The sequence below is a fragment of the Pseudomonas sp. GW822-FHT04C11 genome (genome assembly GCF_058800905.1).
In genome coordinates this window covers 141529-165411 of sequence record NZ_JBXAMS010000015.1, presented here as the reverse complement: position 1 = coordinate 165411, position 23883 = coordinate 141529, and the positions used below count along the sequence as shown (strand labels likewise).

The following is a 23883-nucleotide window of genomic DNA, read 5'->3' as shown; positions in this document are numbered from 1 at the left end:
TTAAGCCTCGCTGTGTGTACGAGTTTGACTTTGCTTAGGGACGTGCCTCCAAAGCTGCATGAGCGCCAAAGAAGCAAGACTCGCGATAATGAGCGCAAGTGAGCTTATTCCAATGCTCAGCCCCCAAAAGTCGATCAAGTAACCTGTTACCACCGGGATCACTCCAGCGGGCACATACCCCCCCATGTTGAACACTGCGTTGGCTTCGGCTCTGCGCTGCGCAGGCACGCGGTCAGCAATAAGGGTCAGTCCACCTAACTGGCCCAAGCCTTGACCGGCGCCTGCCAACAGAGCGGAAACGATCAGCCATGGAGCGGAACCGGTTTTCAGCGCGATCCACACGAAAATCATTGAGAAGACAGTACCGATCCCGCTAAGCGAAAACACAGTACGGCTGCTGTATCGCTTCGCCGCAAACTGCACGCTCACGGCGACGAGGAACATTGAAAAGGCCATACAACCTGTGACAAGGGGACTATTCACGCCTAGAAAAGTCGCTATCAGCTTGGGGCCGAGCGACAGGATGAATGATGTCGAAGTTATTCCAGGGCCGAAGAACGCTATCCCCAATAGCACGATGCCGAGGTTTTCCTTAGCGACGGTGGGCAAGCGCGGTTTAAACGTACCGACCCCAAGCTTCTGGTTCTTTTGATTGAGTAACGCTAGGAGCGCCACGCACAAAATCGCGATTTCCACTCGGAAGACTGTGTGGATCGGGTTCGGAAGATATTGCGCAACGACCCCTGCCAATAGCGGCCCGGTGCCCGCTCCAGCCACCATCGCGACAGATGCCATTAGCGAAGCAAAATGCTTGCGATGAGGCTGAGCATGCTCGACGACATTCGCCATACCCCCAGATACAACGAGGCCCACCGAAACGCCGGTGAGGAAGCGTGCGAGCATCAAGACGCCGATGCTGTGCGCTTGGTCGAACAGAATCGCTGCAATGATAGCCAGCCCCACACAGGGTAGAAGCAAGGCTTTGCGCCCGTAGTGGTCGGACAGCTGCCCAGCGATGGTGAGCGTTAGAAGAAGACCGATGATGTAGCAGGCAAAAATTACGGTTAGCACCCCCGACGCGAAACCGAGGGACTGCTGCCAAAAGCTGTAGAGTGGCGTAGCGGCATTTGAAAGTATAAAAATCGCGGTCACGATCCACGCTGTACGGTATACAGCCATTGAGCTTTTTATGGGATGGGAACTGCTCATTGGTGAAGGGCCTCTCAGTGGGCAGGAATTCAATTCGGAGCCCAGAGTAGAGAAATGTTTCGTGATGACCCATTCATCAAAGTCACAAACCGGATGTGAAAAAATTCACAGCTCCTGTGCCTGCACTAATCCCTCCATGAGGAAATCAAGAACTGCCCGGATTTTTAGAGAGCTGCGTAAATCTTCATGAAACGCGAGCCAGATGGGTAGTTCCAGCGGTGTGTGATCCATATCAACCCTTGCCAGCCCATATTCTTTGCCTAAAAAATCCGGAAGGAAAACTATGCCAGCATTGCCTACGGCAGCTAATGCCTGGATGCGCAGGTCGTTGCTGGTGACGGAAAGCGGTCTTCCTTCCAGCCGATCCAGGAGCCATTGCTGCTGTACCGAATCGTCCATGCTACGGTCGTAGCCTATGAACTCGAACTCTTCAGGTTCACGTTGACTAATGTAGCCCTCGCTAGCATGCGGGTAAAAACGCAAGGAGCCGAGACTTTTGGCGACGACACTCTGTTCATCCGGCCTGCTGAAGGTAATGGCAATATCGGTTTCTTTCCTTGCCAGCGACGCAGTGGACTTGGCTCCGACGAGCGTCAGCTGCAACCGGGGATAACGCTCGCGCAATACCCCAAGTCGCCGAGCTACCAACGTTCCGAGGTATGCAGGAGGTGCAGACAAGATCACCGCACCCTCAATACGGCTTTCTCCCCCGTCAGCGAATCGCCTGAGCGCAAGTGACGCAGACTCCATCTGCGCTGCATATTCACCTACCCTCACACCGTCCTCGGTCAGTTGGTAGACACGGCCCCTACGATCTACCAGCTTCATGTCCAAAGAGGCTTCAAGGGCAGCTATTCGGCGAGCCACAGTCGCGTGCTCCACCCCCAGAGAGCGAGCCGCAGCGGCTAAGGAGCCCTCATGAACAAAGGCAAAGAAAAAACGGAGGCTGTCCCAGTCAAGCATATTGGTCATCAGGGTATGGTTAGGAGTGGATTTACAGCGAGCTAAAAGCGTAGCTTACCGATAAATCAGGTGGCGCTGCCGCATAAAGCTTGGACTTCATTTCGTCCCCACGTTTTCCGCCCCGCAAAAACCGTTTGGCGATTACAGCGATCACGACGAGCAAGGAATATTCAGTCCCCCCCGGGGGCCTGTAGAGCAACGGGCAAAATCGCGGGTGATATCAAGGGGCCCTTGTCCTTCCATCGGCGCTCCGACTTCGGCTCCACTGCTCACTACGCGCACTTCCATTTGCACCTAACACATCGCTTCCAGCATCCCCGACGCGGCTGCGGTTAGGATTCTAGCCCGGTGCAAGTCAGTTACGTTGCGCAAGGTGTATTGGACGGACGCTTACGATTTTTGCAGGTGGCAACTGAGTGGAATCGACCTGAAGGAGGTGGCGGCCCAGTGGGCACAGTTTCAGCTCCAATGTAAGCAAGGCTAGCGCGCAGGCCCTGCGAATGTGCTGTCCATCGCGTGTCGGTCGTAATCCAGCAGGTATGTATGATGCTGACGATACAGCTGTGAAAGCAGATCTTTGTTAGGGCCAACTACATCCATACCCCTGTCGTCATATGGGAAAACCATGACCCGCTTCTTCAAATTGAAGAGGTACAAAGCACACTTGGGTTTAGGCTCAATTGCAGCAAAATCTCTAGCCAATGCACACCAAAGAAATGCTTGAAGCAGGGCCACAGGCGCTTCAAATGCGATATTGATCCAATATTCCGGTTCGCTTTCGCAATACCAATCCTCTGGATCTATCTTCTCGCTCCAGACTGACCGTTCAGTGGGGATGTCAATGCCAGCAGATCGAAGGGCGTAGATCGAGGCCCGATGGACATGCGCGCAGGCACCGATACGGCTTTAGACAAGGTGATTGCGCGCAGTCGCACTGTGCTTATCTGTTCGCCAACCGCCGCACCAATCGCATGAAAGTGCTGGTGCATGACGGATTCGGAATATGGCTGGCGGCGCGCCGGTTGAACCAAGGCAAGTTCCACTGGCCTGGCATTCGCCATGGTTCTGAGATGGAACTGGATACCGAGCAACTTCAGGCATTGGTGCTGGGACTGCCATGGCAACGCGCAGTTGATGCAGCGTGTTGAGACGCTCGACCGTCAGGTTGACACGCTGGGTAAGACGGTCGAAACGATGGGTAAAACCATTGAGACGATGGGCAAGAAGATCAACCGCAATCAGGCGGTGATCGAGAAGCTGACCCACGAAATCGCCCAGCTCAAGCGTTTGAAGTTTGCCAAGCGCAGCGAGCAGATGAATCCTGAGCAGGCCAGTTTGCTCGATGACCTGATCGATACCGATATCGCAGCGATTGAAGCAGAGCTTCAGGCCTTGCAAGCAGTACCAGCGGCGTCCGAGAAAAAGCTGGCTCTTCGCAGGCTCGTTACGCAGTGGAAAACGGGCGGCGGCGATCATGAGTTTGATTCAGTCTGCGCGGCTCAATGGTCATGATCCGTATGCATATCTGAAAGATGTTCTCACGCGCCTGCCGACGCACCGGGCGAGTGAGATCGACCAGTTGCTGCCGCATCAGTGGGGGCCGACCCAACTAATGTAGATTGAATTGGGAGGCTCTTGCCACTCAAGGGCCGACTATTGGGTAGTGCTTAATACGGCACCCATAATTATTGCCATCTCCCTTACATATGCCATCCAAATACCGGTAATTAACGTGCACGGACTGTCCTTTGTTGGGCCACTGTCGACGTGGGAGCTCACTTTGGTAGTTTGTAGTTTCTGGGGTAAAAGTGAGGGTGGACCCTTCTTTTGGACATTCCACAGTGGGCGATGCCGGGATTACCTTCAGGATCTGGGCCTGTAGCTGCGGATACGGACGTTTCAATACATTAGTGATACGTAGTTCCATACTGCAAATTTGCCATACTGATGCTTGTACTGGCTCACACAACACGAAGAGGGACAAAGCAAATATCACATAGCGTGCTGCATAATTATCCATTATTTACCCTGCCTAGGACTCTGATATCCAGGGTATTATCAGACTCGGATTCATTGAATCATAGAGTGCTCATCAACCTTTTTGGTTAGCATTCAGCTAGGTCGATGCTGAATCAGTGGTCGGCACTAGGTGAATTGGCTAGCCGCTTACGCTAAACCGAGCAGCCAGCGACTTCATTTTGCTGATTTTTGTCGGCGTAGACCGGCAGCTATCGATCCGAATGAGACCATAGACGTCAAGAGCTGATAGAGGAGGACGGTGCTACGGCTAAACACCCCATCCTGGTTCCGTGTAGGGGATTTGATCTTGTTCGGGAAAGTCTGTCTGGTATTCGCCCCAGTCCATATACGAATAGTATTTGCTCATCGCTACGAAGTGACTTTCAGCTTCAACCTCCCAGATAAGTTTGGCTTTTTCGTGAAGAAGCCTGCGCGCCCCATCTCCGTGAGCATCGGCTAGGCAGAAAGTCTGGCAGCCATCCGGTTCCAGCCAAAGTTCATGTTTCATATCCACTACTCGTTATTGCTTGGCTTTATGGTGCCCGAAAATCTTGATCAAGTGTCCGCTCTTGGGTCACGCTCTACCCATTTCCTCGTACGAAGCATCGACGACTGTGATGCGCTCACCCCAAGCAGTTTCAGCGACTTCCCGGATAATTTCCGCTAGCGTCTCAACATCCACACCCTGGGCCTTGATGCAGGCCAAACGTCCGAGCGACCAATCGATAACGGTGCACTGTGGATACTTCCATAGCAATGCGGACAGGGCTTCCTGAGGCGGCTCTTTGCTGGTGTACATGAAGTCAAAGTACGGGGCACTGGCATCCTGAAGCGAGTACACCAGAGCCCAAGCACTTGATGGGCCGGGAAACCATAGGGTGACATTACGATGTGGAAAAAGGGGGGCAGATTTATTCTTCATTGCTGTTGAGGCTGGTGACAGAGAAACAAGTCTGTCCTGTTTTCATTGCAGACTGTCACACAGGCGGAAAGTCTTCATACGATTTTGGGATGTACCCCCAAATTCTCAGAACGTCAGCGCGCACGTCAAACTCGAATCCAATGTGTGCGACGATCTTCGATATTTCGTCTGTATGGTCAATGGTTGTACGTGCAAGCAGCCTTCCTTTTGAGGGGGCTGCTTCCAACAAGCCAATGTCGAACCATTCGACGGACGCAAATGGAAACGGCAGATGGTAAAACCACTCGACATCCCACCCTGAGATGTATCCAGTGACGGACTTGAATCGGTATGACGGACGCCAACCCTGAAGCTGGCGGAAATGGTTGATCAGCTCATCCCACTTGGTATTGTTCGATGCGCTTGCCAAGTTTCTCGCCGCTACGGCAGCATGGATTTTCTTCCGTGTTACATCATCATGGCCCGTGCCGGACTTCGGTAGCTCGCTCATATTCAGTCCTATCGATTTTTTGGTGTTCAAGAATGAATGACCGCTATTGGCTGTCAGTCACGAATGACTCCGCAGAGGTCCCTTGAACCTCTTTTCACCTTTAGGGTGATCGCCTTTACAGACGCATTCCCATCTCGAAAGCACGCGTCTCAAACCCGAACTCTGTGTACATGTGAGCCGCACGTGCATTGAACGGCCAGACAGACAACCTCAAGTCCTGAGCGTCATGTTCGATTGCCCAGTTTTTAACGAGTTGAATAAGCCCACGTCCAATACCTTTCCCCCAAAATTGCTCGGCAACACATACCGATCCGATGCGAACAACATTCAGCGGTTGCATCAGCGGCCCAGAACTTGCCGACAGGCTGACAGTAATGAAGGCTGCAGTCTGGTGACCGACATTCGCGATGAATACAACCTGACCCGGTTTCTCGAAAAGGCCTGACCAGTGAGGAAGGTCGCGCGAAAAGTCTTGGGTGGCAGCCGCGTAAATATCGGGACGGGCAGCGTGGTGCACCGCGTTAAGCAATTGTCCCAACTCACACATGCTAAGTGCGTCTTCTACCGTTGCGGTTCGGTAAGTAATGGCTTCGTCCATGATGTGCAACTCTCCTTGATTGGGTAGGTGGTTCGCAGGGCTCCCGGTCGTTGTCTCATGGTCGGGAGGATATTCCAATGGCTGCTTTTGGCTGATATTTGCCCAACACCTGCACTAACACGACCGCACATATCCACGCAGCTGTACCGGACTTAATCCAAGGCGTTGCCTGAACGTGGTTGCCATGTGCGCCTGGGAGTTAAAACCGCAGGTGTGGGCGATCTCTGCCAGGCTTGCTGTCGAATCGCGTATCAGTGCGCGGGCCTTGGCAAGACGTCGGTCGATCAGGTAACTGTGCGGGCTCTTGCCCGTCGCGTTCTTGAACGCCCGCATGAAATAGCCTTCGGATAATCCAAGTAAGCCCGCCATTGCCGGTATGCCCAGCGGCCCGTCGAGGCCAGCGTCAATGAACTCGTCGAGCAGACGCATCCGGCTGCCGGTGATAGAGCCTTGGGGTAGAGCCGAAAATGTTTGATCGCCCGTCGCCCGTTCAGCCAATGCGAGTGCCCAGGCCTCCCAATCGTCCTCCACTGAGGCTTGCAACAACGCGCCGCGCATTCGCAGGGCGAGGGTAATGGCCTGCTGATCAATGCGATTGTTGAATGCACTTTCCCCGACCAACGCATTACCGTCAGTGCGCATTACCCGCAGGTATTCACCGCCCATGGGGGACTCGGACAGCACGTCACAGCCGGCGGGGACGAACGCCAGACCGTTGGGCATGGCATCGAAGGGCAGCACTCGGTCGCTGCCAATGGCGTGAAGGCCTCGCTGGCTGTCGAAGGCAAAGCCAATCGCTGCCTGGGGCGCCACATACCGGGTCGCGTAGGCGGCGCCGGGTAGCAATTCAATCGTCCATGGCCCTGCCTCGACTCGGCGGACCGGTTCGGGGCGGGGCGTTGGCTGAAGGCGGCTTCGATGGTTCATGAACACCATAGTAGTGAAGCGGGGGCGCAAAAGTCAGGTCAGTTTTTTGAAAGCCTGCGTGATGCGCCCGTATCTAGACTGGGCAAAACCTCAGGGAGACGACTCATGAACAGACTGACTCGCGACGATATCGAACACGCTGCTCAGCACGTGTACCAGGTCATGCCCGCTACCGCTCAATACCCTTGGCCGTTGTTGGCCGAGCGCTTGGGTTGCACCGTTTGGGTCAAGCACGAAAACCACACACCGACAGGTGCTTTCAAGGTGCGTGGCGGCATTACCTTTATGCACTGGCTAAAGCGCGAGCACCCGGGCATCAAGGGTATTGTCGCCGCCACTCGCGGCAACCATGGCCAGAGCCTGGCGCTGGCAGCCGGCGCGCTGGGTTTGAAGGCGCTGATTGTAGTGCCGGAGGGTAACTCGGTAGAAAAGAACAATGCCATGCGCGCCTTTGGCGGTGAAGTGGTCGAGTGTGGTCGCGATTTCGATGAAGCCCGTGAAGAGGCCGCGCGCCTGGCGCAAGCGCATGGCCTCTATCTGGTTCCGCCGTTCCATGCCGAGTTGGTCAAAGGCGTGGCCACTTACGCGCTGGAGCTGTTCAAGGCTGCGCCGGATCTGGATACGGTCTACGTGCCGATTGGCTGTGGCTCGGGGATTTGTGGGGTGATCGCCGCCCGCGACGCACTTGGCCTGAACACCCGGGTGGTGGGCGTGGTTTCCACCAATGCCGAGGCCGCAAAGTTGTCGTTTGACGCAGGAGCACTATGCGAAACCGCCTCGGCGAATACCTTTGCTGACGGCCTTGCCGTGCGTAAGCCAATTCCAGAAGCCTTTGCCATCTACGCGCAAGGTGCGCAGCGAATCGTATCGGTCAGTGAGGCGCAGATTGCCGAGGCCATGTGCGTGTATTACACCGATACCCACAATCTTGCTGAAGGGGCGGGTGCGGCGGCCCTTGCGGCGCTGATTCAAGAGCGTGAAGCAATGGTTGGAAGGAGGGTGGGGGTGATTCTGTCCGGTGGGAATGTGGACCGATCGGTGTATGCGAGAGTGATTGCGTGAAGTAAGTCGATGGGGTAGATGACCGCTTCTGGCCGATTTCTGCCTGACTGTCATCGGCAAGAGCAGACATTGACGTGAAATAAAGCTGCCCGTTACTCCTGTGCTTAGGACAGAATGAGATCTTTCCTTAGACCATTCGGCCTTGTACACCATGGACGACTCTCGTTTCACCCCGGAGCAAGTGGCATCGCGATCTGGTATTGCTCAGGCGGATAGGCATGTGAGGCAATGGCTATTGAGTCTTCCAATCGCTGAGAGACTCGATTTTCTAAAGCGACTATGGCAACTGAACTACCGATACTCGCTCAAACTACTCCAAGCGGCACAGCTACCGAGGCAGGAAAACGAGTACTTATTCAGGTACTGGTTGCGTACTGGCAAACACAATACGGCGCAGGAACTAATCAAACGGTTACGGCCGGTTCTGGGGGAAAGAAAGTTCTGGCGGATTGCTTCACAAGAAAAGCTTTCACCGACCATGCGGGACTTCATGAATTACCACGGCCATGGACGCCTGGATTCTCAACTCGACGAAAAATAAATCTTTAGCCTTTTTTAGCAGTTTTTCGGCGTACCCAGCTAACACGTCCATGGGTGTTGACTGTTTTCTGCGGGTCGATTTTTGCTCTTGGTGACAGGTGGAAGACGGCTAAAAACGGACGATAAATAAAGACCACTTTGGGTCGAGAGCTGCCTCCTGGAATACGGAACGTCGCCATTACAATCGGGGGGAGAAGATGAACGAAGAATTCAGCTATGTCTGGTTGTTGCCACTGCTTGAGAAACCTTTCGAAACAGCTGCACTCGATTTGCCAGATGCGGTAAGAGCCCTTAGCGAAAAATATACACTGCCTGCCGATATAGTGTTGCAGCCGCTGGTAATCACAGCCTTGACGTCGCATTCCGAATATTGGTCGGGGCTGGCGCTTAAATGGCTTGAGGATGGTTTTCCTATAGACGTTGAGCTGACTGCGCTCTTGGCGCATTGCGCCGAGGACAAAACGTTGTCCCAGTCTCGCCGTCATAGGGCACGTAGGCTTGTTGGTCGGAAAAAATCAGGGAGCTGAATCCTATGTCTGGCTGTTATCGGCCAAAATCGGACAACTCGCTAACTGCTCGTTCCGCCGACGCTGAATGGAATCCGCTGAATCTCCGCTTCGCTCATTGCTCGCCAATCATTGGGCAAAATTCCATACTCCAATTCGGCGCTTTCCAATGCTTCTTCTAATCCGAGCATCAAGTGATCACCTTCAATCTGCATTTTTTCATAATCCCGAAAGCGAATTTCCAGATATACCGGATCACCGCCTTCCGCCTGTAAACCAAACAGTACGATAGCGGTTACATCTGGCCGGCCCTCGCTCACTTTGCGAACATAAGCAAATAGGTAACTCGTGGGTTTTGGCATGACGTCACTCGTATTGATGATGTGTAGAGGCCTTCTATGCGTCCGCTGTACGGCCAGAAGCGGCCGGTCACCAAAGGCCTAAAACTGGCCAGAAACGAGTATCTAATCACTGCCAATCGGGCCCGTCCTAGTGAGCAAGGCGAGCGGTTTGAACCATTTACTAGCTGGAGGTAATCGCAAATAGATTTTTACACAAGTAAGCATCCTCTCTTGGGATGAAATCTTCAGGGCTTTCATTGCAGGAAAATGCTTCGAAAACGTGGTTGATAATTTTCTTTGCTTGGTCCGTAGTAAGGGCTCGCGTGTCTATCAGCTCAAGAAGAGCATCAGCTATCTCGTTTAAACTAAAGCAGTATTCTTCAGCAGCAATCCTAAGCAGTGCTCGCATCTCCCTATATTTACAACCCGGATTTACGTCATTTGTCAAAAACTCAAGTGGCTCTTCCAGAGTTTCAAAAGGATAAATCTCTTGATACCTACAGCAGTACTCTATAAGGGTCCGTCTAACCTTCACGCCATCAAATTTTTGAGCGTTAGCCTCTAACAGTGCATTAATTTTCGTATTAGCTATCCAGCTCTTCATTGCGATGTCCACCTTAGTTAGTGCTTATTTAAGGGAAGTCGCCCAGCAGCTTCTGCCGATGGCAACGCTTCATGACAGGCCACTACCGGCCCTGAGTGTGTAAAAACGCTCATAGCTTCATCATCTTGGATCATTAACATTCTTGGCGGAACGATCACAAGGCAAATGCTGCGTGTCGCATCAGTCGCGACCTGGAACACGTCAACGCCGTTTTTACCGTTTTTACCGTTTTTACCGTCTTTTGGATGAGCAAAAATCAGCCTTTTTTAGGCCAGCAGCGCTTTCATCAAACCGTTGGCACCGATGATTTTCATGACCCGTTTCAGGTTGTAGGCGAGCACATTCAAGCTCATCTCTGCACTCACCCCGGCCAGCTTCCGCGTCAGGAAGTGCGTCGTACCCATCCGTTGTTTGAGCGTCCCGAAGGGATGCTCAACCGTCCGTTTTCGGACTCGCATCATCTCCGGGGACTTGCTCAGTCAAAGCTGCATTTCCTCCAGTATGGCTTCATGTTCCCAGCGTCGAATTCGTCGCTCCGTGCTCGGCGTGAACTGAGCTTTCAGCGCGCAGCCCTGGCATTTCGAACTCCAGTAACGGTGCAACTTCAGGCCTTTTTCAACGTAGGAATAGTGCCAGATCAGCGCCTCTCCAGCCGGGCAAATGTATTCATTTTTTGCCGCGTCCGCGTCATAGATGAAGGCATCGTTATTGAAACGCCCGTCAGCCTTGGCTCCAGAGGTCATCGGCTTGGGCACGTAGGCTGTGATGCCTGCATCGTGACAAGCCAGGATTTGTTCGCTTTTGAAGTAACCTCGGTCAGCCACTACCGACAACGTATCTGACGCTATCGCCTCGCGGGCCTGCCTGGCCATTGAACTGAGTTGGTCGCGGTCGGAACCGACGTTGGTCACCTCATGTGCAACGATCAAATGGTGCTGAATATCGACAGCTGTCTGCACGTTGTAGCCGACGATTTCTGTGCCGCGCGTCATTATGGAGCGGCTGTCTGGATCGGTCAGTGAGGCCTGTTTATCCGGCGATTCATTGAGCTGGATTTCGATCGCTTGAAGCTCTTTCATTTGAGTTTTGAGCTTGGCGATTTTCTCTTCGAGCCGCACGGCGCTAGGCTCGGAAGCTGCTGGCTCTTGCCGGTCGGCAGCATCGAGTGCAGTCAGGTAACGGTTGATGCTCGATTCAATTTCTTCCATTCGCCGCTTCAGTTTGGCGCTGGTGAAATTGCGGTCGCGGTTGTTGACGGCTTTGAATTTACTGCCGTCAATGGCGACCAGATTTTCTCCGAAAAGTCCCAACTGCTGACAGAGCACAACGAACTGGCGGCAGGCTCCTCGGATGGCCTTGCTGTTGTCTTTTCGGAAGTTGGCGATGGTCTTGAAATCCGGCGTCAATCGCCCGGTCAGCCACATCAATTCGACATTGCGCTGCGTCTCTCGCTCAAGGCGCCTGCTCGATTGAATGCGGTTGAGATAGCCGTAGATGTAAATCTTCAGCAGGATCGCGGGATGATAAGCTGGCCGGCCCATATCTGCCGGTATGACACCGTCAAAACCCAGCTTGACCAGGTTGAGTTCATCGACGAAAACGTCAACTACGCGCACCGCATTGGTATCGCTGACGTAGTCGTCAAGGCTCTCGGGAAGCAAGGTGCTTTGGCCGCGATGTTCGCCTTGGATGAAGCGCTTCATTGACGATCCCTGAGTTACTCCCTCGGAAATCATAGCAAAGGTGCGCGGAGGTATAGGCTCCATGGCAGAAGCAGACTTCAGTTACCCCTCTCACCGGTGAACAATTTTTGAGGTGCTGACGATGACCCGCTTACAGGTTGTAAAGATTGACTTAAGTGGGGTGGCGAGTTCCGATGAACTCCATTCCACCTTGAGGGTTGCGCTCGGATTCCCCGGCTGGTACGGCTGTAATTGGGATGCTTTCTGGGACGCAATTACAGGACTTGTGCAAATGCCCGCGCAACTGAAAATTTCAGGGTGGGATACTTTATCCAGACGTTTGCCGAGGGATGCGAAGCTCATGCAAAAATGCCTTGCAGACATGAAGGTTGAGTATCCGGAACTCGCATCAGATGTGGAGTTCGACTAAACGATTTTTCAAGTCTACCTTCGGCCGGGGCCACTTAAAAACGCCAGCTTCAGTCAGGGAAACTTTTAGCAGATCCAGCAACGAGATCCTTGGTTGAGTGCCGTTGGCTGATCTGTTTTTACACACTATGGGCCGGTTGCTGCCTGTCACGAAGGGCAGCAAACGACTCAAAACAGACGTCTTGGACCATAGTTTTATACCGCTCAGAAAACGATTTCGCACCGTGCTTCAGCGGCCTGTACTCGTAATATCAAACCAGACTCGAAGCACATGACAAGGTGATGATCTGGTTGGATGTTATCCGTGAGGTAGAAGGCTTGTGTCTCGGCGTAGGACTCCACCGCTCCAATCGAATGAATAACACCACCGCCTTCGTCAACTGGGTTTTCGTCCCGGCCACTCGCTGAAAAGTAGTCGACCTCATGGAAGCTGATAGTAATCTTGTTTGCTTCTTCGATCGGCACCCAAGCTTCAGTCCGTCGAGTAAAACTAAGCACAAGCGACCGATCCACGATGTCGTAATTGATGGCGCTGGCTTGGTAGAAGTTATGCAGATCGTACGCACGGTCGTGAATCTCAACCTCGATATGTCCGAACGCAAAGCCATGGAACTGCATGGGTTAGCCCTAATGATCTATCGGTGGGCGAGCATCGTACTGCATCGTCGAAATGACCGCCTCTGGCCGATTGCTGCCTGCCACCACCGGTTGAATCCACAGCCAGAAGCAGCCCTTCGAAGGTGCCTGCCAATCCAGGGGCGATTCACAGTGTCGATCCGCTGTTTGCACGTTAATCACTGACTCCGCCCCCCGCACGCTCTTGGATTTTCAAATGCCAACTGGTAGCGTGCAGCACCTCGCTGTATTGCCCGATCCCTTTCGTCATCGTTGCCAGTCCAAGGCAGACGCACGCGGATACCCGCTGCCCCACTCAAAGGCGCTGCGCAGGACGCATCGGGCGATGCACAGTCATTCGCAAATGGAGTTCACAATGACGCAAAACAGCACCGTGCTGTCCGGCATCCAGCTGGATCAATTCATGGACCGTCTTGAGGTCGAGCATCAGGAACACGGTGCCGACTACCTGTTGGGCCAGCTGCGCGCCCAGCCGCTCAAGGCGGCCTCGCTGGAGTCGATCGACCGTCTGCACGTGCTGTGGGTCAACGCCGGTGATGCTGACGCAGCCAAGGCGGTACTGGCCGACGACGGCCAGGCACTGATCGAGGCTACGCCTGACGGCGCGCGCAACGAACTCAAGGTCAACCTGCTGATCTGCCAACTGCGGCTGGGCAACTACCTCAAAGACGAGCAGGGCCTGCTGCAGGTGCTCGACACCCTGCAGCAATTGACCAACGAGCCGCTGACGTTCGACATCGAGCAGTACCGGCGCTACCGCATTTTCGACGATCTGCAGCACACCACCCTCGACGTCGCCCTCAAGGTTATCGAGGTGCGTCGCACCCTGGCCCTGATCAACCCCGGCCGTCACGCCCTGCGGGCCTGGGACGATGCCGATCAACACCGGCGCCGGGCCCGGGTGCTGGCCGCCCATGAACGTGACGAAGAGGCTCGCGAAGCCGCGCTGGCGGCAATTGCCGCGTTGCGCAACGCCGGCGAAGATCAGGATGTCGACGGTAACGACTGGCTGTGGCTGGGCGATGCGCTGATCGAAATCGTGCCGTTGCGCCTGGCGATGTTCGAGCAACCTGTGGTGCGGTTGATCGCCGAATTGTCGCTGCCCCGGCGCCGGGAATGGGAAGTACGCCTGGCGCGTCTGGCCGCCCGTTCACTGAAGGCCCAGGGCGACCTGGCCGGCGCATTGAAAATCTGTGAAGTGGCGACCCTGAGCCTGGAGTCCGGCGGCGGTGACAACTTCGTTGATTTCCATTTGCCCTGGCTGCTTGAGAACGGCCAGATCGACGAGGCCGGGCAACGTGCGTTCATGGAAATCTATGAAGTGCGCGACGAAATGTGGCCGGGCACGGCCTACTGGGTACACGATCGCCTGCTCGATGCCGAGGACCAGTCCGCGTGGTGGCCGTTGTGCGTGATGCGTGCCTGTGACGATCAAGCGGTGCTGGAGCGGTTCATTTCCGGCCTGCCGTGGCGTGACGAGTCGACGCCGTCCCAGGGTCCGCTGCTCGATGCACTGCATGCTGCGCGCGATGACCTTGAGCAAATCGACAACGTCTTCGCCCAGGCCCTTGCAGAAGCTCGGCGCCGCGCGCCGAACCACCCGTGGATCAGCCGCCTGATGGCGGTGCGTGAACGCCAGGCCGGGCGCATCGACGTCAACACCGAACTGACGATGCTGCGCGAGGCCGTCCCGGCCGGCGATATGCAGGACAACCGCAGCGCCTACAGCCTGGTCAGCGCCCATGCCAGTGTGTTCGGCATTATCGATGCCCTGCGCCAACCTTTGCCGCCAATGGCCAGTGGCATGTACTACTACCAGTTTGCGAATGCCATCGAAGACCTGGTCGAAGCGCAAGTCGAGAAGCTCTCGAGCGAGGAGACAGATCGGGCCTGGTCGTTGCTGCGCGAAGTACAAAAAGTTGCCTACGAACACGGCCAGGCCCGTATGGAGCAATGCTTCGCCAGCGGCCGCGGACACCGCTTCGATGCCTGCGCGCACCTGTACTCGATGCTGTGCAACAACCTGGCGATCAACTACCGCTGCTACAACGACCAGCGCCTGTATGAACAGGCCCTTGAGTTGCATACCCGCGGTATCGCCGCCAGCTCGTTCGCAGAACATTATCAGGGCATCCTCCAAAACCGCATTCTGTTGGAGGATAACCCGGGCATCGCCGAAGCCGCCGAACAGCTCTGGCACTACGCAGCCGACTATGGCTACAGCCGCCACGACCCGGAAGAATACCTGCAGGACGTCGCCCGCGCCCTGTACCGCCTGGACCGCGAACGCGAGATTCTGATCTGGCTGGAGCGTATTCTCAAATGGCAGGAAGAGCGCGGAATCAGCGACAAGGAGCTGAAATACTCGCCGCTGTTCGCACGGATAAAAGTTGCCATGTACCTGTCGTACAGCCTGCCGGAGGCGGCCACCAGCCTGTGGCTGCGTTACGCGCCGCACATCGACGAACGCGACGAATCCTCCCTGCTGGGCTGCGCCGGCGATGTGCTCAAGGGCCTCGGGCGCAAGGAAGAGGCCCTGGCCTATTACCAGCGTTCCATCCTGCGCAGTGATCCGAACAACGACGTTGACCAGAGCAACAATGAAATCTTCCGCCAGAGCATCGCCGAGCTGCAGGCTTCGGAAAAACCGGCCGGCAAGGCCTGGTGGCAGATATGGAAGTGACACCAGAGCTGCGACAATCCGGTTACGCCCCGCGCAACGCGCTCAATGCCGATCAACTCAAGCGTGGCATTGCCGAGCGCAGCAAGGCCCGCGGTGATGCGCCAGAGGTGGGCAAATGGTTGCTCAACCATTTCTACCGTCATCTGGTCGGCAACTTCGAGCCTGCGCGGCGGATCCTGACCCTGGAGCAGGCTGTCGAGGCACTGGGAACCGAGCCGCCGTCATGGGTGGCCAGGCATTTAAGCGACGCTGGCAAAGATTCGCAGCAGGCGCTTGCGCCGCTGGTCTGGGTCGATCCGCAGCAGGCGCCACTGCTGGCCCAGGAGGCCTTGCTGGTGGAGTTCCTGACCTCGCGTCAGGGCACGGCGCTGGCCGGCAAGCTCGACCGTATCAACTGCCCGCAGGCGCTGGCGCTGTGGCAAAAGGAACACGTGCAGATGACTGCGCGGGTCGAGCAGGGCTGGCGCCAGAGCCAGCCCGAGGCCTTGCTCACGCGGGTGACCACCGCTGAGCACGTATTGCAGGAGCTGCGCCCCGAGAGTTCTTTGCTGCGCGCGGAAATGGCCTTTGAAAGCTACGTGATGCGCCACTGCCTGGGCCAGTTCGCCGATCGCCGCGCCTTGACCGGCGGCTACGGCGAGCGCTATGCCGAAGCGGTGGAGCAGCGGCGCATGCGCGTGTTCAGTTTTCGCGATGGCCAGGGCCAGCCACACATCACCATCAGCCTGATCGTCCAGGCCGACGGCACCTTGACCGTCGAGCAGGTCAAGGGCAAGCAGAACCGGCCGCCGGTCGAGCGCTATTACCAGGACCTGCTGCAGTGCCTGAATGCCCTGGGCACCGACCAGCAGACGCCCGCCGACTGCATCGCCATCGGCATCGTGCGCACCGAAGCCGGCTGGCTGCGCATCGAAGAGGTCAGCGACCCGACCGCCCAGACTCGCCTGGTGGCCCGTTATCCGCAACTGTACGAGCGCCTCGATGCGCCTTCGGCCATGGTCGAATGGCTGGTGGCCGGGCGTCAGCCGCAGCAGTTCTTGCAGGTTGCCCCGCAAGCGGTGTCGGTCAAGTACGCCACCCGGCATATTTTCAGTAAACGCATTGAGCGTCAGCCTAATGACCCGCTGTACCTGACCGAAGGTGTGCCGTGGCCTGACATGACCTCGCCCCAGGCCGAGGAAATCCAGGCCTGGCAGGCCCGGGCAAGGTAAGGAGAACGGCATGTCTTTGTTTATCGCAGTTGTTGTTTCAGCCTGGTTGCTGTGGCGAGCATTCAGACCACGCGGCGCCACGCCGTTGTTCAGCCAGCGCAAGCACTGGTCGCTGCTGCTGGCCAGGCCCATGGCCGATGCGATGGAAGTCGAGGGCTTCTACTCGCCGGCGTGCGATCACTTCACCGAGCAAGCGCAGACGATCATGCGCGCAGCGTTGCTGCACCAGGCGGGGGTACGCAGCAATTGCAATGACGAGGCGGTGCGGGCGCACTTCAGTGCGACCCTCGAACAGCAATGGTACAGCCTCGACCTGCAGGCGCTGACGGCCGGCGATGAGCCGCGTGCGGCCATGGCCTTTGCCTGCGCGCGGGTGGCGTTTCTGGTCCGTTGTGCGTTGCTGATGCGTTGGCTCGAGCCCGATCTCGCCTGGCGTGTGCTGCTGCTCAATGCGCAGCGGGCGCAGGACTGTTTCGACGGTTGGGAAGATTTCGGCAAAGCCTATAAGCTGGGGCGCGAGCAGTGGGTTGCGGCGTTTCGCGTCGACTCGCTGGGCGAAGCGTTCCACGAGCAGCATCTGCACCAGTTGCTGGCGCCCGGCGGCGGTGCCTGGGCCGATATACCCTGGCGTACGCCAGCGGCGTTGAACCCGGCTCTGGCGGGGTAGCGGCGCAGCTGTTGGTTCAAGTATCCGAGAGGGGGCATTGCGATGATCGGCTTCACCTTCCGCCAGTTGGAGTATTTCATCGCCGCCGAGCAGGGCAGTGTCAGTGTTGCGGCGCGCATCAAGCGTCGAGGCTGATGGCAGATCAATAAGTCTGTCTCCTTATCAGATGCTTATCACTGCAATGCCAATCGAGTCAGCTGGTTCTAGATCGATGACGACTCAGACATCTCCACCAGCAGGTGCCCAAATGCGTCGGCCGCAGGTGTCTTTCCTGTGACACTCCAAATCAGTCTGAAATCTGCAGCCAGCAGCGGTGGCAGGCCATGCTGACCGTCAATCACCACCATACCAGGCTCCAGATCACCCAGCGGTAGAGCGGTGACGGCAAGCCCTGCCAATACCGCCGCTCGCAGTCCTTGTTGACTGGGGGAGGTAAAGGCGACTCTCCAATCTACAGTGGAATGCTCCAATGCCTCTACGGCCACCTGGCGGTGCAAGCAGGGCGCTGGTGCAAACGCCAGCGGCAAAGGGGCATCGCCGGTGAAGTCGAAACTCTGCGCCGCCGCCCACACAAACCGGGTTTCACGCAGCACGGTACCGTCGGCCTGACTTCCCGGCAATGCCAGGATCACGGCCAGATCGAGCCCATCGACATCGACCAGCGCGCGCAGATCGAGGTAGGTGCCGACGGTTACATCCAGGCGTACTGCGGGAAATTGTCTGGCGAACCGAGTCAGCAACGGCGGTAGACCATCGCCGATAAAGTTTTCTGGCACACCGAAGCGCACAGCCCCGGATACCGATGATTTTTTGAAACGCCGGGAGAGGGCGTTTTGCGCTCTGAGGACGTTTTCGGCATGGCGCAGAAAATCTTCGCCATCTTCTGTAAGCGTCAAACGTCGGGTGGTGCGCATCAGTAGCGTGGTACCGGCTTGTTCTTCCAAACGCCGGATCTGATGACTGATCGCCGACTGGCTCAAGTGCAGCCGCTCTGCGGCACGAGTGAAACTACCGGCCTCCTTGATCGCAACAAAGGCACGCAACAGAGTTGGGTCGAAGTCCATTAAGTCGACTCATGATAGATATTAATAAAACTTACGAAATTAAATCATTTCTGTCATTTTTTAATTGCTTCCAGAATGCGTCCGGTCACCTGGACTTGTACCGGGTGACCCTGGCAAGGCTATCGCGTCTCTTCCCTGATGGTGTTCGGGGTGGTCTTGCCAGCACCCATCAACTTGATCTGGAAGATCATGATGCCGTTCACTTCTTCGCAAAAAGATGTTTTCACACTAGCCGCCGTTTGCTTGGCCTCATTGATGTTCGGCCTGGAAATCTCGAGCGTGCCGGCAATCCTGCCCACTCTTGAATCGGTTCTGGGCAGCGATTTCAAAGATATACAGTGGATCATGAATGCCTACACCATCGCCTGCACCACGGTACTAATGGCCACCGGCATACTGGCGGATCGGTATGGGCGCAAGCGAGTGTTTGTCATTAGCCTGGTGCTTTTCGGCATTACCTCTCTGGGTTGTGGATGGGCGCCCAGCCCCGGTGTGTTGATCGCCAGTCGATGCCTGCAAGGTATGTCCGGTGGTGCCATGCTGATCTGTCAGGTGGCAGTGCTGTCTCACCGATTCCAGTCGGGAGCTGCGCGCGGCAAAGCTTTCAGTGCGTGGGGGATCGTGTTTGGCATCGGTTTGGGGTTCGGTCCGATTATTGGCGCAGCTATCGTAGCGTTGTCGAGTTGGGAATGGGTGTTCCTGGTGCATGCGCCAATTGCCGTGCTCGCGCTGGTGCTGGTGATCGCCGGTGTCGATGAATCACGCGATCCGCAGCGTCGCCGGCTTGATGTGTTGGGTATTATTTCACTGTCGCTGGCGGTGCTGGGCCTTTCCTGGTTCATCACTCAGGGAGCGGGGGTGGGGTTCTCCAGTGGCTCGGCGATCGCCAGTCTGGTTGTGGCAATGGTCAGCTTCATCGTCTTTGTCGTCGCACAGCGACGCAATGTCGATCCGATGTTCGACTTCTCAGTGTTCCGCATTCGCCGCTTCTCGGGTGCATTGCTGGGGGCGGCGGCCATGAACTTCAGCTTCTGGCCATTCATGATCTACCTGCCTCTGTACTTTCAAAATGGCCTGGGCTACGCCAGTGTGGGCACTGGTCTGGCACTGCTGGCCTATACGCTGCCGACGCTGGTTGTCCCCCCGTTGAGCGAGCGGCTGGCGCTGCGCTATCGACCTGACGTGGTGATTCCCGCAGGCTTGTTCACCATAGGTTTGGGATTCTTGCTGATGAAATGGGGCAGCAGTGTCGCGCATGCCAGCTGGCTGACGATGCTTCCGGGCTGCCTGATCGCCGGGATCGGGCTGGGGCTGACCAATACACCTGTTACCAATACCACCACCGGATCGGTGCCTAATGAGCGCGCCGGCATGGCATCGGGCATCGATATCAGCGCTCGTATGATCAGCCTTGCAATCAATATCGCGCTGATGGGATTCATCTTGGTGGAAGGTATTTTGTCTTCTCTACGCAACCAGTTATCTGGCTTGTCCGATGATGTTCAACTGAGGTTGCTGGCGGAAAATATTTCAGCCGGCAACTCTACCGTGTTGGCGCAGACTGGCCAGGGAACCACGATTCCGGTCGATGTCGCCAACGCAGCGTTGGCGCATGGGTTTGGCTGGGTGATGCTCTATGGCGGGGTTGCGGCATGGGTGCTGGTGGCAGCGAGCTGCTTGGTCTTTCGTTCGAGTAAAGCCGTTCATTTTCAGCGGTGACTGTCATCCGAAGGGCTGCTTTCAGCCGGTCGCGACTGGCAAAAAAACCAAAGCTGACATTAGACTTAAAACAGCCGTTCGCCTCGGTCAGCTACCGGTTGAGAGCCGCCCGGTGTCACACAACGCTAGCACGATGAAGGCTGCTCATATGTCCGACGCCCGCAGCCTTCAAACGGACCACCAGATCCTCGCGTGCCTCTCGCCCGCCAGAACGGACGTATTCAAGCTCCGACGCTGTGATCAATACCACTGGAACCAATCTGACCGGGGATAAAGGCATGTCATCCAGTTGGGTAGGGAAATCCGGTTCAGGGGCTCCCAGCAAGACGCCGGTAGAGTCGTCATCGGTCACGAAGAGTCTGGGGAGTTGATCACTCATGTGGTGCGACAGGCTGAACCCGGGAATTTCAAGAGATAGCGCACCGTACTGCTCGAGACGGTGGGTGATTCCTCCAGCATCTGCCACCGTTTTGGCAACGTGTTCCACCAGCTCGAATGCCCAACTGCGCTTGAAAGGATCGACCTCACCCAAGGGGCCACGGGCGTGCTCGGGTATATCTGCTGTTTCTATGAACAACTCCATCTCGAAACCATTGCCCATCCCTTCAGCGTCATCGAATGGATCTGACAGGCCTTCGGTGGCGATGATAACTGAGTCGCCACGGCGGACCACTCGGTAAGCCTGACGGGTCGAGGGCCAGTAAGGACCACCCGAAAAGCTCGGACTAATGATATAGGAAAGAACATCCCGCTCGACTGTGCCGACGGATCCCCAATGACGATCCAGGCACGCTTCGCTAGCTTGTCGGGCTGCCTGATTTACCACTTCAGCCTCAGTCAAGCTGCCGGGAGTAACAGGCTCGCGCAATTCGAGGGGTTGCGGTGTAGGTTGGACGTCTTGGGTCAAAGGAGTTTTCAATGAAATGAGAAGTTTCTTGAAGAAATTCATGTGCGTTCCTTGCTGGCTATCGGCTCAGCCCCACAAGTGTCAGCTCTCGCTGATCTGATGGCAGGCGTTGAACGCATTCTGGCGTATTGGCTTCGATATGAAAACGCAAAAGCACATTCCGCTCCTGCATCGCCATGGTGCAAAGTTGTGAGTCACCGTTGGTTTCGTAGACGCTCAACGGCAGCTTCTGGCCGTTATCTGCCCTTCGCGATGGGCATAAACCGGTCAGTAGTAGTCGTTCCCTCGCGTTAGGATTGATACAGAAAGCTGCCATGAGCAGCGATCGAGTCTGTAGATTTAGTGACGTCGGGGCTATAAGGGGCCCCGACACATTTGGTTCTTTTCGTCGCCCGGGGGTGGAGCAGAGGTGATCGTTCACTCGTCTGAGATGCGAGGCAAGCGGTCACTCCGCGCTCGCTGACCCACCGCATTCGTCACTAAGCCGGCTCTCCTGCTACGGCATGGAAATCCTGTACTCGGCGAGCTTGGCCTTGTGCTCCTCCAGCACGTACTTCTTGTTGGCGATCTGCGAGAACTTCATGAAGTCGGCCTTGGCGTCGTCCTTGTTTCCCAAATGGTCGTACGCGATCGCGCGCGCGTAATAGGCCCAGGCATAGTCCGGCTGGCGCTGAAGGCCGGTGCTGAACGCTTCAGCGGCCTCTCGGTACTGACCCAGGTCTGTCAGCGCGAGGCCCAGATGATAGTAGGTCGGCATGTGGAAGCCGGAACCCTTTCCGGCTTCTCCCATCCCGTTGTCAAGGTTGTACTGCACGAGTTCAAGAGCTTTTTTCGGGTTGCCAGCGTCGCGATACATGGCGCTCAAGTCCAGGTTGGCGCGCGGATCAGGCTTGACCGCCAGTTGCATGGATTTTTCCTTGGCGGCCACGGCTTCGGGAAAGTGCTTGAGGTTGCTGTAGGCGTCGGCCTGCACCGCGTAAATCAAGCTTTGCAGCGAGGCGGGCAGCGTATTTTTCTGCAGGCATAGATCACCTTCCTGCAGCGCCAGAGAGTAGTTTTCGGCTTTGGACGCTTTAAACTGATTAGTGCAGTGGACAAGGTTGGCTTTTTGCGGGTTCTGCATCCCTGCACAACCTGTGAGGATGACGGAGCAGGCGATCAGTGCGGGCCAGCGAGTATTCATGATAAGCATCCTTGTCAGTCGAGCAGATGAGCGTTGAGGTCAGGGCGATAGACCTGCAAGAGCGGCGCGGTCACGGTGCCTTGTAGCGAGCAGAACACGGTGGTGTGTCCCGCGAGCGGCGGTGTCGTGTCGCCCGTGTCGACGATCAGCACGCGGTCTACGAAACCAAACGGCGTGGCGACGCCGGGGCCGGTCAGTCCTTCGGTGCGCCATTGACCGATCGGGTCACCGATGCGGCGAATTTCGGCGCGGGTAATGGCTTTGCCCTGACTGACAAAGCGTGCGTTGTCGACGATCAGCGGCTTGAGTTTTGCGGCCACCTCTTGCGGCAAGCCATCGGCTACGAAACCCCAGAACAGAAAATTGCCGACGTTCTTGATGGTTTCGGCCTGGTTGTAATAACCGACCATACGCACGCCGTTAACGATCAGGGGCGTTTCGAAGTGTTGGTAAGTGCCACCTTCCTGCAGCGGACTCATGATGGTCGGTGCCTTGACCGAGCCGTAGTCACTCAGGCGCAAGGTACCTGCTGGCAGGCGGGCATCGCGCAGGCTCTCGAAGAAATGCGCGTCGCAACGAGAGAATTCGGTCAGCAGTTGTTCGGGCGTGGTGACGGTCTGGGCTTGGGCAGTGCAGGCGGCGCTGACGGCGAGCAAAGCAACGCCGAAAAAAAGAGAGCGGGACATTAAAATCATCCGTGAAGTGGGAACGAAGGCTGTCGGCTGGTGAGCCGGGAACTTGAGCAATACGGGCCTGCGGGAGAAGGCCAGCTTCTATTTTTTTTTTTGGCTGAAAGCAGGCATGGATCGAACGTCCGTATATGGACTCCTCCTCGTTGGCAACAAGTGCTCCGCTCACCAGCAAGCCAGATGTTTCTCGATCAAGCTCGCCACCTCGGCCGCGTGAGTAAAGCCCAGACTGTGATCGGCGCCAGGGAAAACGTGTAGTTCCGCGCGGGGTAACAGTTGAGCAAGGCGCTGGCCGACGGTAACGGGGCTGATCGGATCAGAATCTCCCCAGAGGAGCAGGACTGGCATGCGCAACTCGACCAGCCGGAGCGTGAGGTCGGTGCGGTCGTCGAGAAACCACCTCGGCAGTGTCGGGTTGTCGGCAGCAAAATCCGGGCGCCAGTCATGCGCGTTCAGAGCAGACATATCCACCCCACCAGAGGTGACGGTCAGTATCAGGTGCGTGATCAACTCAGGGCGTTCAAGCGCTGCAAGCACCGCGACTATGCCGCCCATGGATTGCGCCACCAGCGCTGTGGGCCGGTCGATTTCGGCCAGCACGCGAGTCACCAGATCATCCATACCGGTTACGCTGGGCAAGGGCGGAGTGTCTCCAAAGCCGGGCCAGCCGATATGGACCTGCTGCTCCGGGTGGGCCAGGCGCTCAGCAACCGGGCACCAAAACCGGGTGTTACCTGAGGCTCCGGGCAGGAAGAGGAGTTTGGCGGGGGATGCGATCACAAATTCGGTCCTTGAAGGTGGGATTGAAAGAGTCAGCAAGAGGGCAAAATGG

Annotated in this window: 24 protein-coding genes and 3 pseudogenes; 10 read left to right on the top strand and 17 right to left on the bottom strand. The window is 56.4% G+C overall.

Features of this window, described 5'->3' with window-relative positions; genetic code table 11:
- The 3 genes from AC1RJ3_RS22660 to AC1RJ3_RS22650 form a co-directional block, all read right to left on the bottom strand.
- Positions 1–1209 carry an MFS transporter gene (locus AC1RJ3_RS22660; RefSeq protein ID WP_054598019.1) on the bottom strand — a complete coding sequence of 403 codons (1209 nt, stop codon included), beginning with the start codon at positions 1207–1209 and terminating at the stop codon, positions 1–3.
- A gap of 105 nt (positions 1210–1314) precedes the next feature.
- Complete coding sequence (locus AC1RJ3_RS22655) at positions 1315–2181, bottom strand: LysR family transcriptional regulator (RefSeq protein ID WP_347927218.1); 867 nt, start codon at positions 2179–2181, stop codon at positions 1315–1317.
- Positions 2182–2652: 471 nt separating this feature from the next.
- Complete coding sequence (locus AC1RJ3_RS22650; protein ID WP_493080641.1) at positions 2653–2976, bottom strand: DUF3885 domain-containing protein; 324 nt, start codon at positions 2974–2976, stop codon at positions 2653–2655.
- Here AC1RJ3_RS22650 and tnpB point away from each other — a divergent pair.
- From tnpB to AC1RJ3_RS22635, 3 genes and pseudogenes are all read left to right on the top strand, one after another.
- Positions 2937–3320 carry an IS66 family insertion sequence element accessory protein TnpB gene (gene tnpB / locus AC1RJ3_RS22645; protein WP_347930057.1) on the top strand — a complete coding sequence of 128 codons (384 nt, stop codon included), beginning with the start codon at positions 2937–2939 and terminating at the stop codon, positions 3318–3320. The two genes, AC1RJ3_RS22650 and tnpB, sit on opposite strands and share 40 nt — an antisense overlap.
- Before the next feature lie 46 nt (positions 3321–3366).
- Positions 3367–3612 (top strand): annotated as a pseudogene (locus AC1RJ3_RS22640) (transposase domain-containing protein); the annotation flags it as partial.
- Positions 3590–3790, top strand: a pseudogene (locus AC1RJ3_RS22635) (transposase domain-containing protein); the annotation flags it as partial. The pseudogenes AC1RJ3_RS22640 and AC1RJ3_RS22635, both read left to right, overlap by 23 nt.
- A gap of 669 nt (positions 3791–4459) precedes the next feature.
- Here the strand turns inward: AC1RJ3_RS22635 and AC1RJ3_RS22630 are convergent.
- From AC1RJ3_RS22630 to AC1RJ3_RS22610, 5 genes are all read right to left on the bottom strand, one after another.
- Entirely contained in the window at positions 4460–4699 is a 240-nt protein-coding gene (locus AC1RJ3_RS22630) for a hypothetical protein (RefSeq protein ID WP_347927217.1), read from the bottom strand.
- 66 nt (positions 4700–4765) lie between these two features.
- Positions 4766–5113 carry a hypothetical protein gene (locus tag AC1RJ3_RS22625; protein WP_347927216.1) on the bottom strand — a complete coding sequence of 116 codons (348 nt, stop codon included), beginning with the start codon at positions 5111–5113 and terminating at the stop codon, positions 4766–4768.
- Between the two features lie 55 nt (positions 5114–5168).
- Positions 5169–5603, bottom strand: coding sequence for a DUF6678 family protein (locus tag AC1RJ3_RS22620; RefSeq protein WP_347927215.1), 435 nt, complete (start codon positions 5601–5603; stop codon positions 5169–5171).
- Positions 5604–5718: 115 nt separating this feature from the next.
- Positions 5719–6201 (bottom strand): GNAT family N-acetyltransferase, encoded by a 483-nt coding sequence (locus AC1RJ3_RS22615; protein ID WP_493080605.1) that lies wholly within the window; start codon positions 6199–6201, stop codon positions 5719–5721.
- A gap of 114 nt (positions 6202–6315) precedes the next feature.
- Positions 6316–7137: a helix-turn-helix transcriptional regulator gene (locus tag AC1RJ3_RS22610; RefSeq protein ID WP_493080639.1), complete on the bottom strand. Its 822-nt coding sequence runs from the start codon at positions 7135–7137 to the stop codon at positions 6316–6318.
- Positions 7138–7233: 96 nt separating this feature from the next.
- Between AC1RJ3_RS22610 and AC1RJ3_RS22605 the strand changes: the two genes are divergently transcribed.
- Positions 7234–8190: a threonine dehydratase gene (locus AC1RJ3_RS22605; RefSeq protein ID WP_493080603.1), complete on the top strand. Its 957-nt coding sequence runs from the start codon at positions 7234–7236 to the stop codon at positions 8188–8190.
- Between the two features lie 737 nt (positions 8191–8927).
- Positions 8928–9257, top strand: a complete 330-nt coding sequence (locus AC1RJ3_RS22600; protein ID WP_347927213.1) for a hypothetical protein — start codon at positions 8928–8930, stop codon at positions 9255–9257.
- Between the two features lie 41 nt (positions 9258–9298).
- Here AC1RJ3_RS22600 and AC1RJ3_RS22595 read toward each other — a convergent pair whose 3' ends face one another.
- From AC1RJ3_RS22595 to AC1RJ3_RS22585, 3 genes and pseudogenes are all read right to left on the bottom strand, one after another.
- Positions 9299–9598 (bottom strand): hypothetical protein, encoded by a 300-nt coding sequence (locus tag AC1RJ3_RS22595; RefSeq protein ID WP_103315958.1) that lies wholly within the window; start codon positions 9596–9598, stop codon positions 9299–9301.
- Positions 9599–9758: 160 nt separating this feature from the next.
- Positions 9759–10181 carry a hypothetical protein gene (locus tag AC1RJ3_RS22590; protein ID WP_347927212.1) on the bottom strand — a complete coding sequence of 141 codons (423 nt, stop codon included), beginning with the start codon at positions 10179–10181 and terminating at the stop codon, positions 9759–9761.
- A 266-nt stretch (positions 10182–10447) separates the two neighbouring features.
- A pseudogene (locus AC1RJ3_RS22585) lies at positions 10448–11884 on the bottom strand (IS1182 family transposase).
- 121 nt (positions 11885–12005) lie between these two features.
- Here AC1RJ3_RS22585 and AC1RJ3_RS22580 point away from each other — a divergent pair.
- Positions 12006–12293, top strand: a complete 288-nt coding sequence (locus AC1RJ3_RS22580; RefSeq protein WP_347927210.1) for a barstar family protein — start codon at positions 12006–12008, stop codon at positions 12291–12293.
- Positions 12294–12496: 203 nt separating this feature from the next.
- Here AC1RJ3_RS22580 and AC1RJ3_RS22575 read toward each other — a convergent pair whose 3' ends face one another.
- Positions 12497–12910, bottom strand: coding sequence for a hypothetical protein (locus AC1RJ3_RS22575; protein ID WP_103315954.1), 414 nt, complete (start codon positions 12908–12910; stop codon positions 12497–12499).
- 373 nt (positions 12911–13283) lie between these two features.
- On the opposite strand from AC1RJ3_RS22575, the gene AC1RJ3_RS22570 reads away from it, so the two are divergent.
- Genes AC1RJ3_RS22570 through AC1RJ3_RS22560 form a run of 3 tightly spaced genes read left to right on the top strand, consistent with a single transcriptional unit; the run spans position 13284 to position 17489 of the window.
- Positions 13284–15611, top strand: a complete 2328-nt coding sequence (locus AC1RJ3_RS22570; protein ID WP_493080600.1) for a hypothetical protein — start codon at positions 13284–13286, stop codon at positions 15609–15611.
- A complete protein-coding gene (locus tag AC1RJ3_RS22565; RefSeq protein ID WP_347927208.1) occupies positions 15602–16822 on the top strand; it encodes a hypothetical protein in 1221 nt (406 codons plus the stop codon). The genes AC1RJ3_RS22570 and AC1RJ3_RS22565 overlap by 10 nt, the downstream gene beginning before the upstream one ends.
- Positions 16823–16832: 10 nt before the next feature.
- On the top strand, positions 16833–17489 hold the full coding sequence (locus AC1RJ3_RS22560; RefSeq protein ID WP_347927207.1) for a DUF1266 domain-containing protein: 657 nt from the start codon (positions 16833–16835) through the stop codon (positions 17487–17489).
- Positions 17490–17692: 203 nt separating this feature from the next.
- On the opposite strand, the gene AC1RJ3_RS22555 is transcribed toward AC1RJ3_RS22560, so the two are convergent.
- Positions 17693–18553 carry a LysR family transcriptional regulator gene (locus tag AC1RJ3_RS22555; protein ID WP_493080598.1) on the bottom strand — a complete coding sequence of 287 codons (861 nt, stop codon included), beginning with the start codon at positions 18551–18553 and terminating at the stop codon, positions 17693–17695.
- A gap of 192 nt (positions 18554–18745) precedes the next feature.
- On the opposite strand from AC1RJ3_RS22555, the gene AC1RJ3_RS22550 reads away from it, so the two are divergent.
- The gene (locus tag AC1RJ3_RS22550) at positions 18746–20272 is read left to right on the top strand and encodes an MFS transporter (RefSeq protein WP_493080637.1); all 1527 of its coding nucleotides are present in this window, start codon (positions 18746–18748) and stop codon (positions 20270–20272) included.
- Between the two features lie 115 nt (positions 20273–20387).
- Here the strand turns inward: AC1RJ3_RS22550 and AC1RJ3_RS22545 are convergent, their stop codons facing one another.
- The 4 genes from AC1RJ3_RS22545 to AC1RJ3_RS22530 form a co-directional block, all read right to left on the bottom strand.
- Positions 20388–21221, bottom strand: a complete 834-nt coding sequence (locus AC1RJ3_RS22545; RefSeq protein ID WP_493080596.1) for a suppressor of fused domain protein — start codon at positions 21219–21221, stop codon at positions 20388–20390.
- A 454-nt stretch (positions 21222–21675) separates the two neighbouring features.
- Positions 21676–22362, bottom strand: a complete 687-nt coding sequence (locus AC1RJ3_RS22540; protein ID WP_347927204.1) for a tetratricopeptide repeat protein — start codon at positions 22360–22362, stop codon at positions 21676–21678.
- A 14-nt stretch (positions 22363–22376) separates the two neighbouring features.
- The gene (locus tag AC1RJ3_RS22535; RefSeq protein WP_493080594.1) at positions 22377–23048 is read right to left on the bottom strand and encodes a hypothetical protein; all 672 of its coding nucleotides are present in this window, start codon (positions 23046–23048) and stop codon (positions 22377–22379) included.
- A gap of 168 nt (positions 23049–23216) precedes the next feature.
- Entirely contained in the window at positions 23217–23831 is a 615-nt protein-coding gene (locus tag AC1RJ3_RS22530) for an alpha/beta fold hydrolase (protein WP_493080592.1), read from the bottom strand.
- Positions 23832–23883: the final 52 nt, after the last annotated feature.

Bases quoted from the DNA above. Each gene is read 5' to 3' on its own strand.
- AC1RJ3_RS22620 (WP_347927215.1), bottom strand. From the start codon at position 5,603: ATGAGCGAGCTACCGAAGTCCGGCACGGGCCATGATGATGTAACACGG.
- AC1RJ3_RS22595 (WP_103315958.1), bottom strand. From the start codon at position 9,598: ATGCCAAAACCCACGAGTTACCTATTTGCTTATGTTCGCAAAGTGAGC.
- AC1RJ3_RS22605 (WP_493080603.1), top strand. From the start codon at position 7,234: ATGAACAGACTGACTCGCGACGATATCGAACACGCTGCTCAGCACGTG.
- AC1RJ3_RS22655 (WP_347927218.1), bottom strand. From the start codon at position 2,181: ATGACCAATATGCTTGACTGGGACAGCCTCCGTTTTTTCTTTGCCTTT.
- AC1RJ3_RS22550 (WP_493080637.1), top strand. From the start codon at position 18,746: ATGCCGTTCACTTCTTCGCAAAAAGATGTTTTCACACTAGCCGCCGTT.
- AC1RJ3_RS22600 (WP_347927213.1), top strand. From the start codon at position 8,928: ATGAACGAAGAATTCAGCTATGTCTGGTTGTTGCCACTGCTTGAGAAA.
- AC1RJ3_RS22590 (WP_347927212.1), bottom strand. From the start codon at position 10,181: ATGAAGAGCTGGATAGCTAATACGAAAATTAATGCACTGTTAGAGGCT.
- AC1RJ3_RS22630 (WP_347927217.1), bottom strand. From the start codon at position 4,699: ATGAAACATGAACTTTGGCTGGAACCGGATGGCTGCCAGACTTTCTGC.
- AC1RJ3_RS22660 (WP_054598019.1), bottom strand. From the start codon at position 1,209: ATGAGCAGTTCCCATCCCATAAAAAGCTCAATGGCTGTATACCGTACA.
- AC1RJ3_RS22565 (WP_347927208.1), top strand. From the start codon at position 15,602: ATGGAAGTGACACCAGAGCTGCGACAATCCGGTTACGCCCCGCGCAAC.
- AC1RJ3_RS22570 (WP_493080600.1), top strand. From the start codon at position 13,284: ATGACGCAAAACAGCACCGTGCTGTCCGGCATCCAGCTGGATCAATTC.
- AC1RJ3_RS22615 (WP_493080605.1), bottom strand. From the start codon at position 6,201: ATGGACGAAGCCATTACTTACCGAACCGCAACGGTAGAAGACGCACTT.
- AC1RJ3_RS22625 (WP_347927216.1), bottom strand. From the start codon at position 5,113: ATGAAGAATAAATCTGCCCCCCTTTTTCCACATCGTAATGTCACCCTA.
- AC1RJ3_RS22560 (WP_347927207.1), top strand. From the start codon at position 16,833: ATGTCTTTGTTTATCGCAGTTGTTGTTTCAGCCTGGTTGCTGTGGCGA.
- AC1RJ3_RS22545 (WP_493080596.1), bottom strand. From the start codon at position 21,221: ATGAATTTCTTCAAGAAACTTCTCATTTCATTGAAAACTCCTTTGACC.
- AC1RJ3_RS22540 (WP_347927204.1), bottom strand. From the start codon at position 22,362: ATGAATACTCGCTGGCCCGCACTGATCGCCTGCTCCGTCATCCTCACA.
- AC1RJ3_RS22535 (WP_493080594.1), bottom strand. From the start codon at position 23,048: ATGTCCCGCTCTCTTTTTTTCGGCGTTGCTTTGCTCGCCGTCAGCGCC.
- AC1RJ3_RS22580 (WP_347927210.1), top strand. From the start codon at position 12,006: ATGACCCGCTTACAGGTTGTAAAGATTGACTTAAGTGGGGTGGCGAGT.
- AC1RJ3_RS22575 (WP_103315954.1), bottom strand. From the start codon at position 12,910: ATGCAGTTCCATGGCTTTGCGTTCGGACATATCGAGGTTGAGATTCAC.
- AC1RJ3_RS22555 (WP_493080598.1), bottom strand. From the start codon at position 18,553: ATGGACTTCGACCCAACTCTGTTGCGTGCCTTTGTTGCGATCAAGGAG.
- AC1RJ3_RS22610 (WP_493080639.1), bottom strand. From the start codon at position 7,137: ATGGTGTTCATGAACCATCGAAGCCGCCTTCAGCCAACGCCCCGCCCC.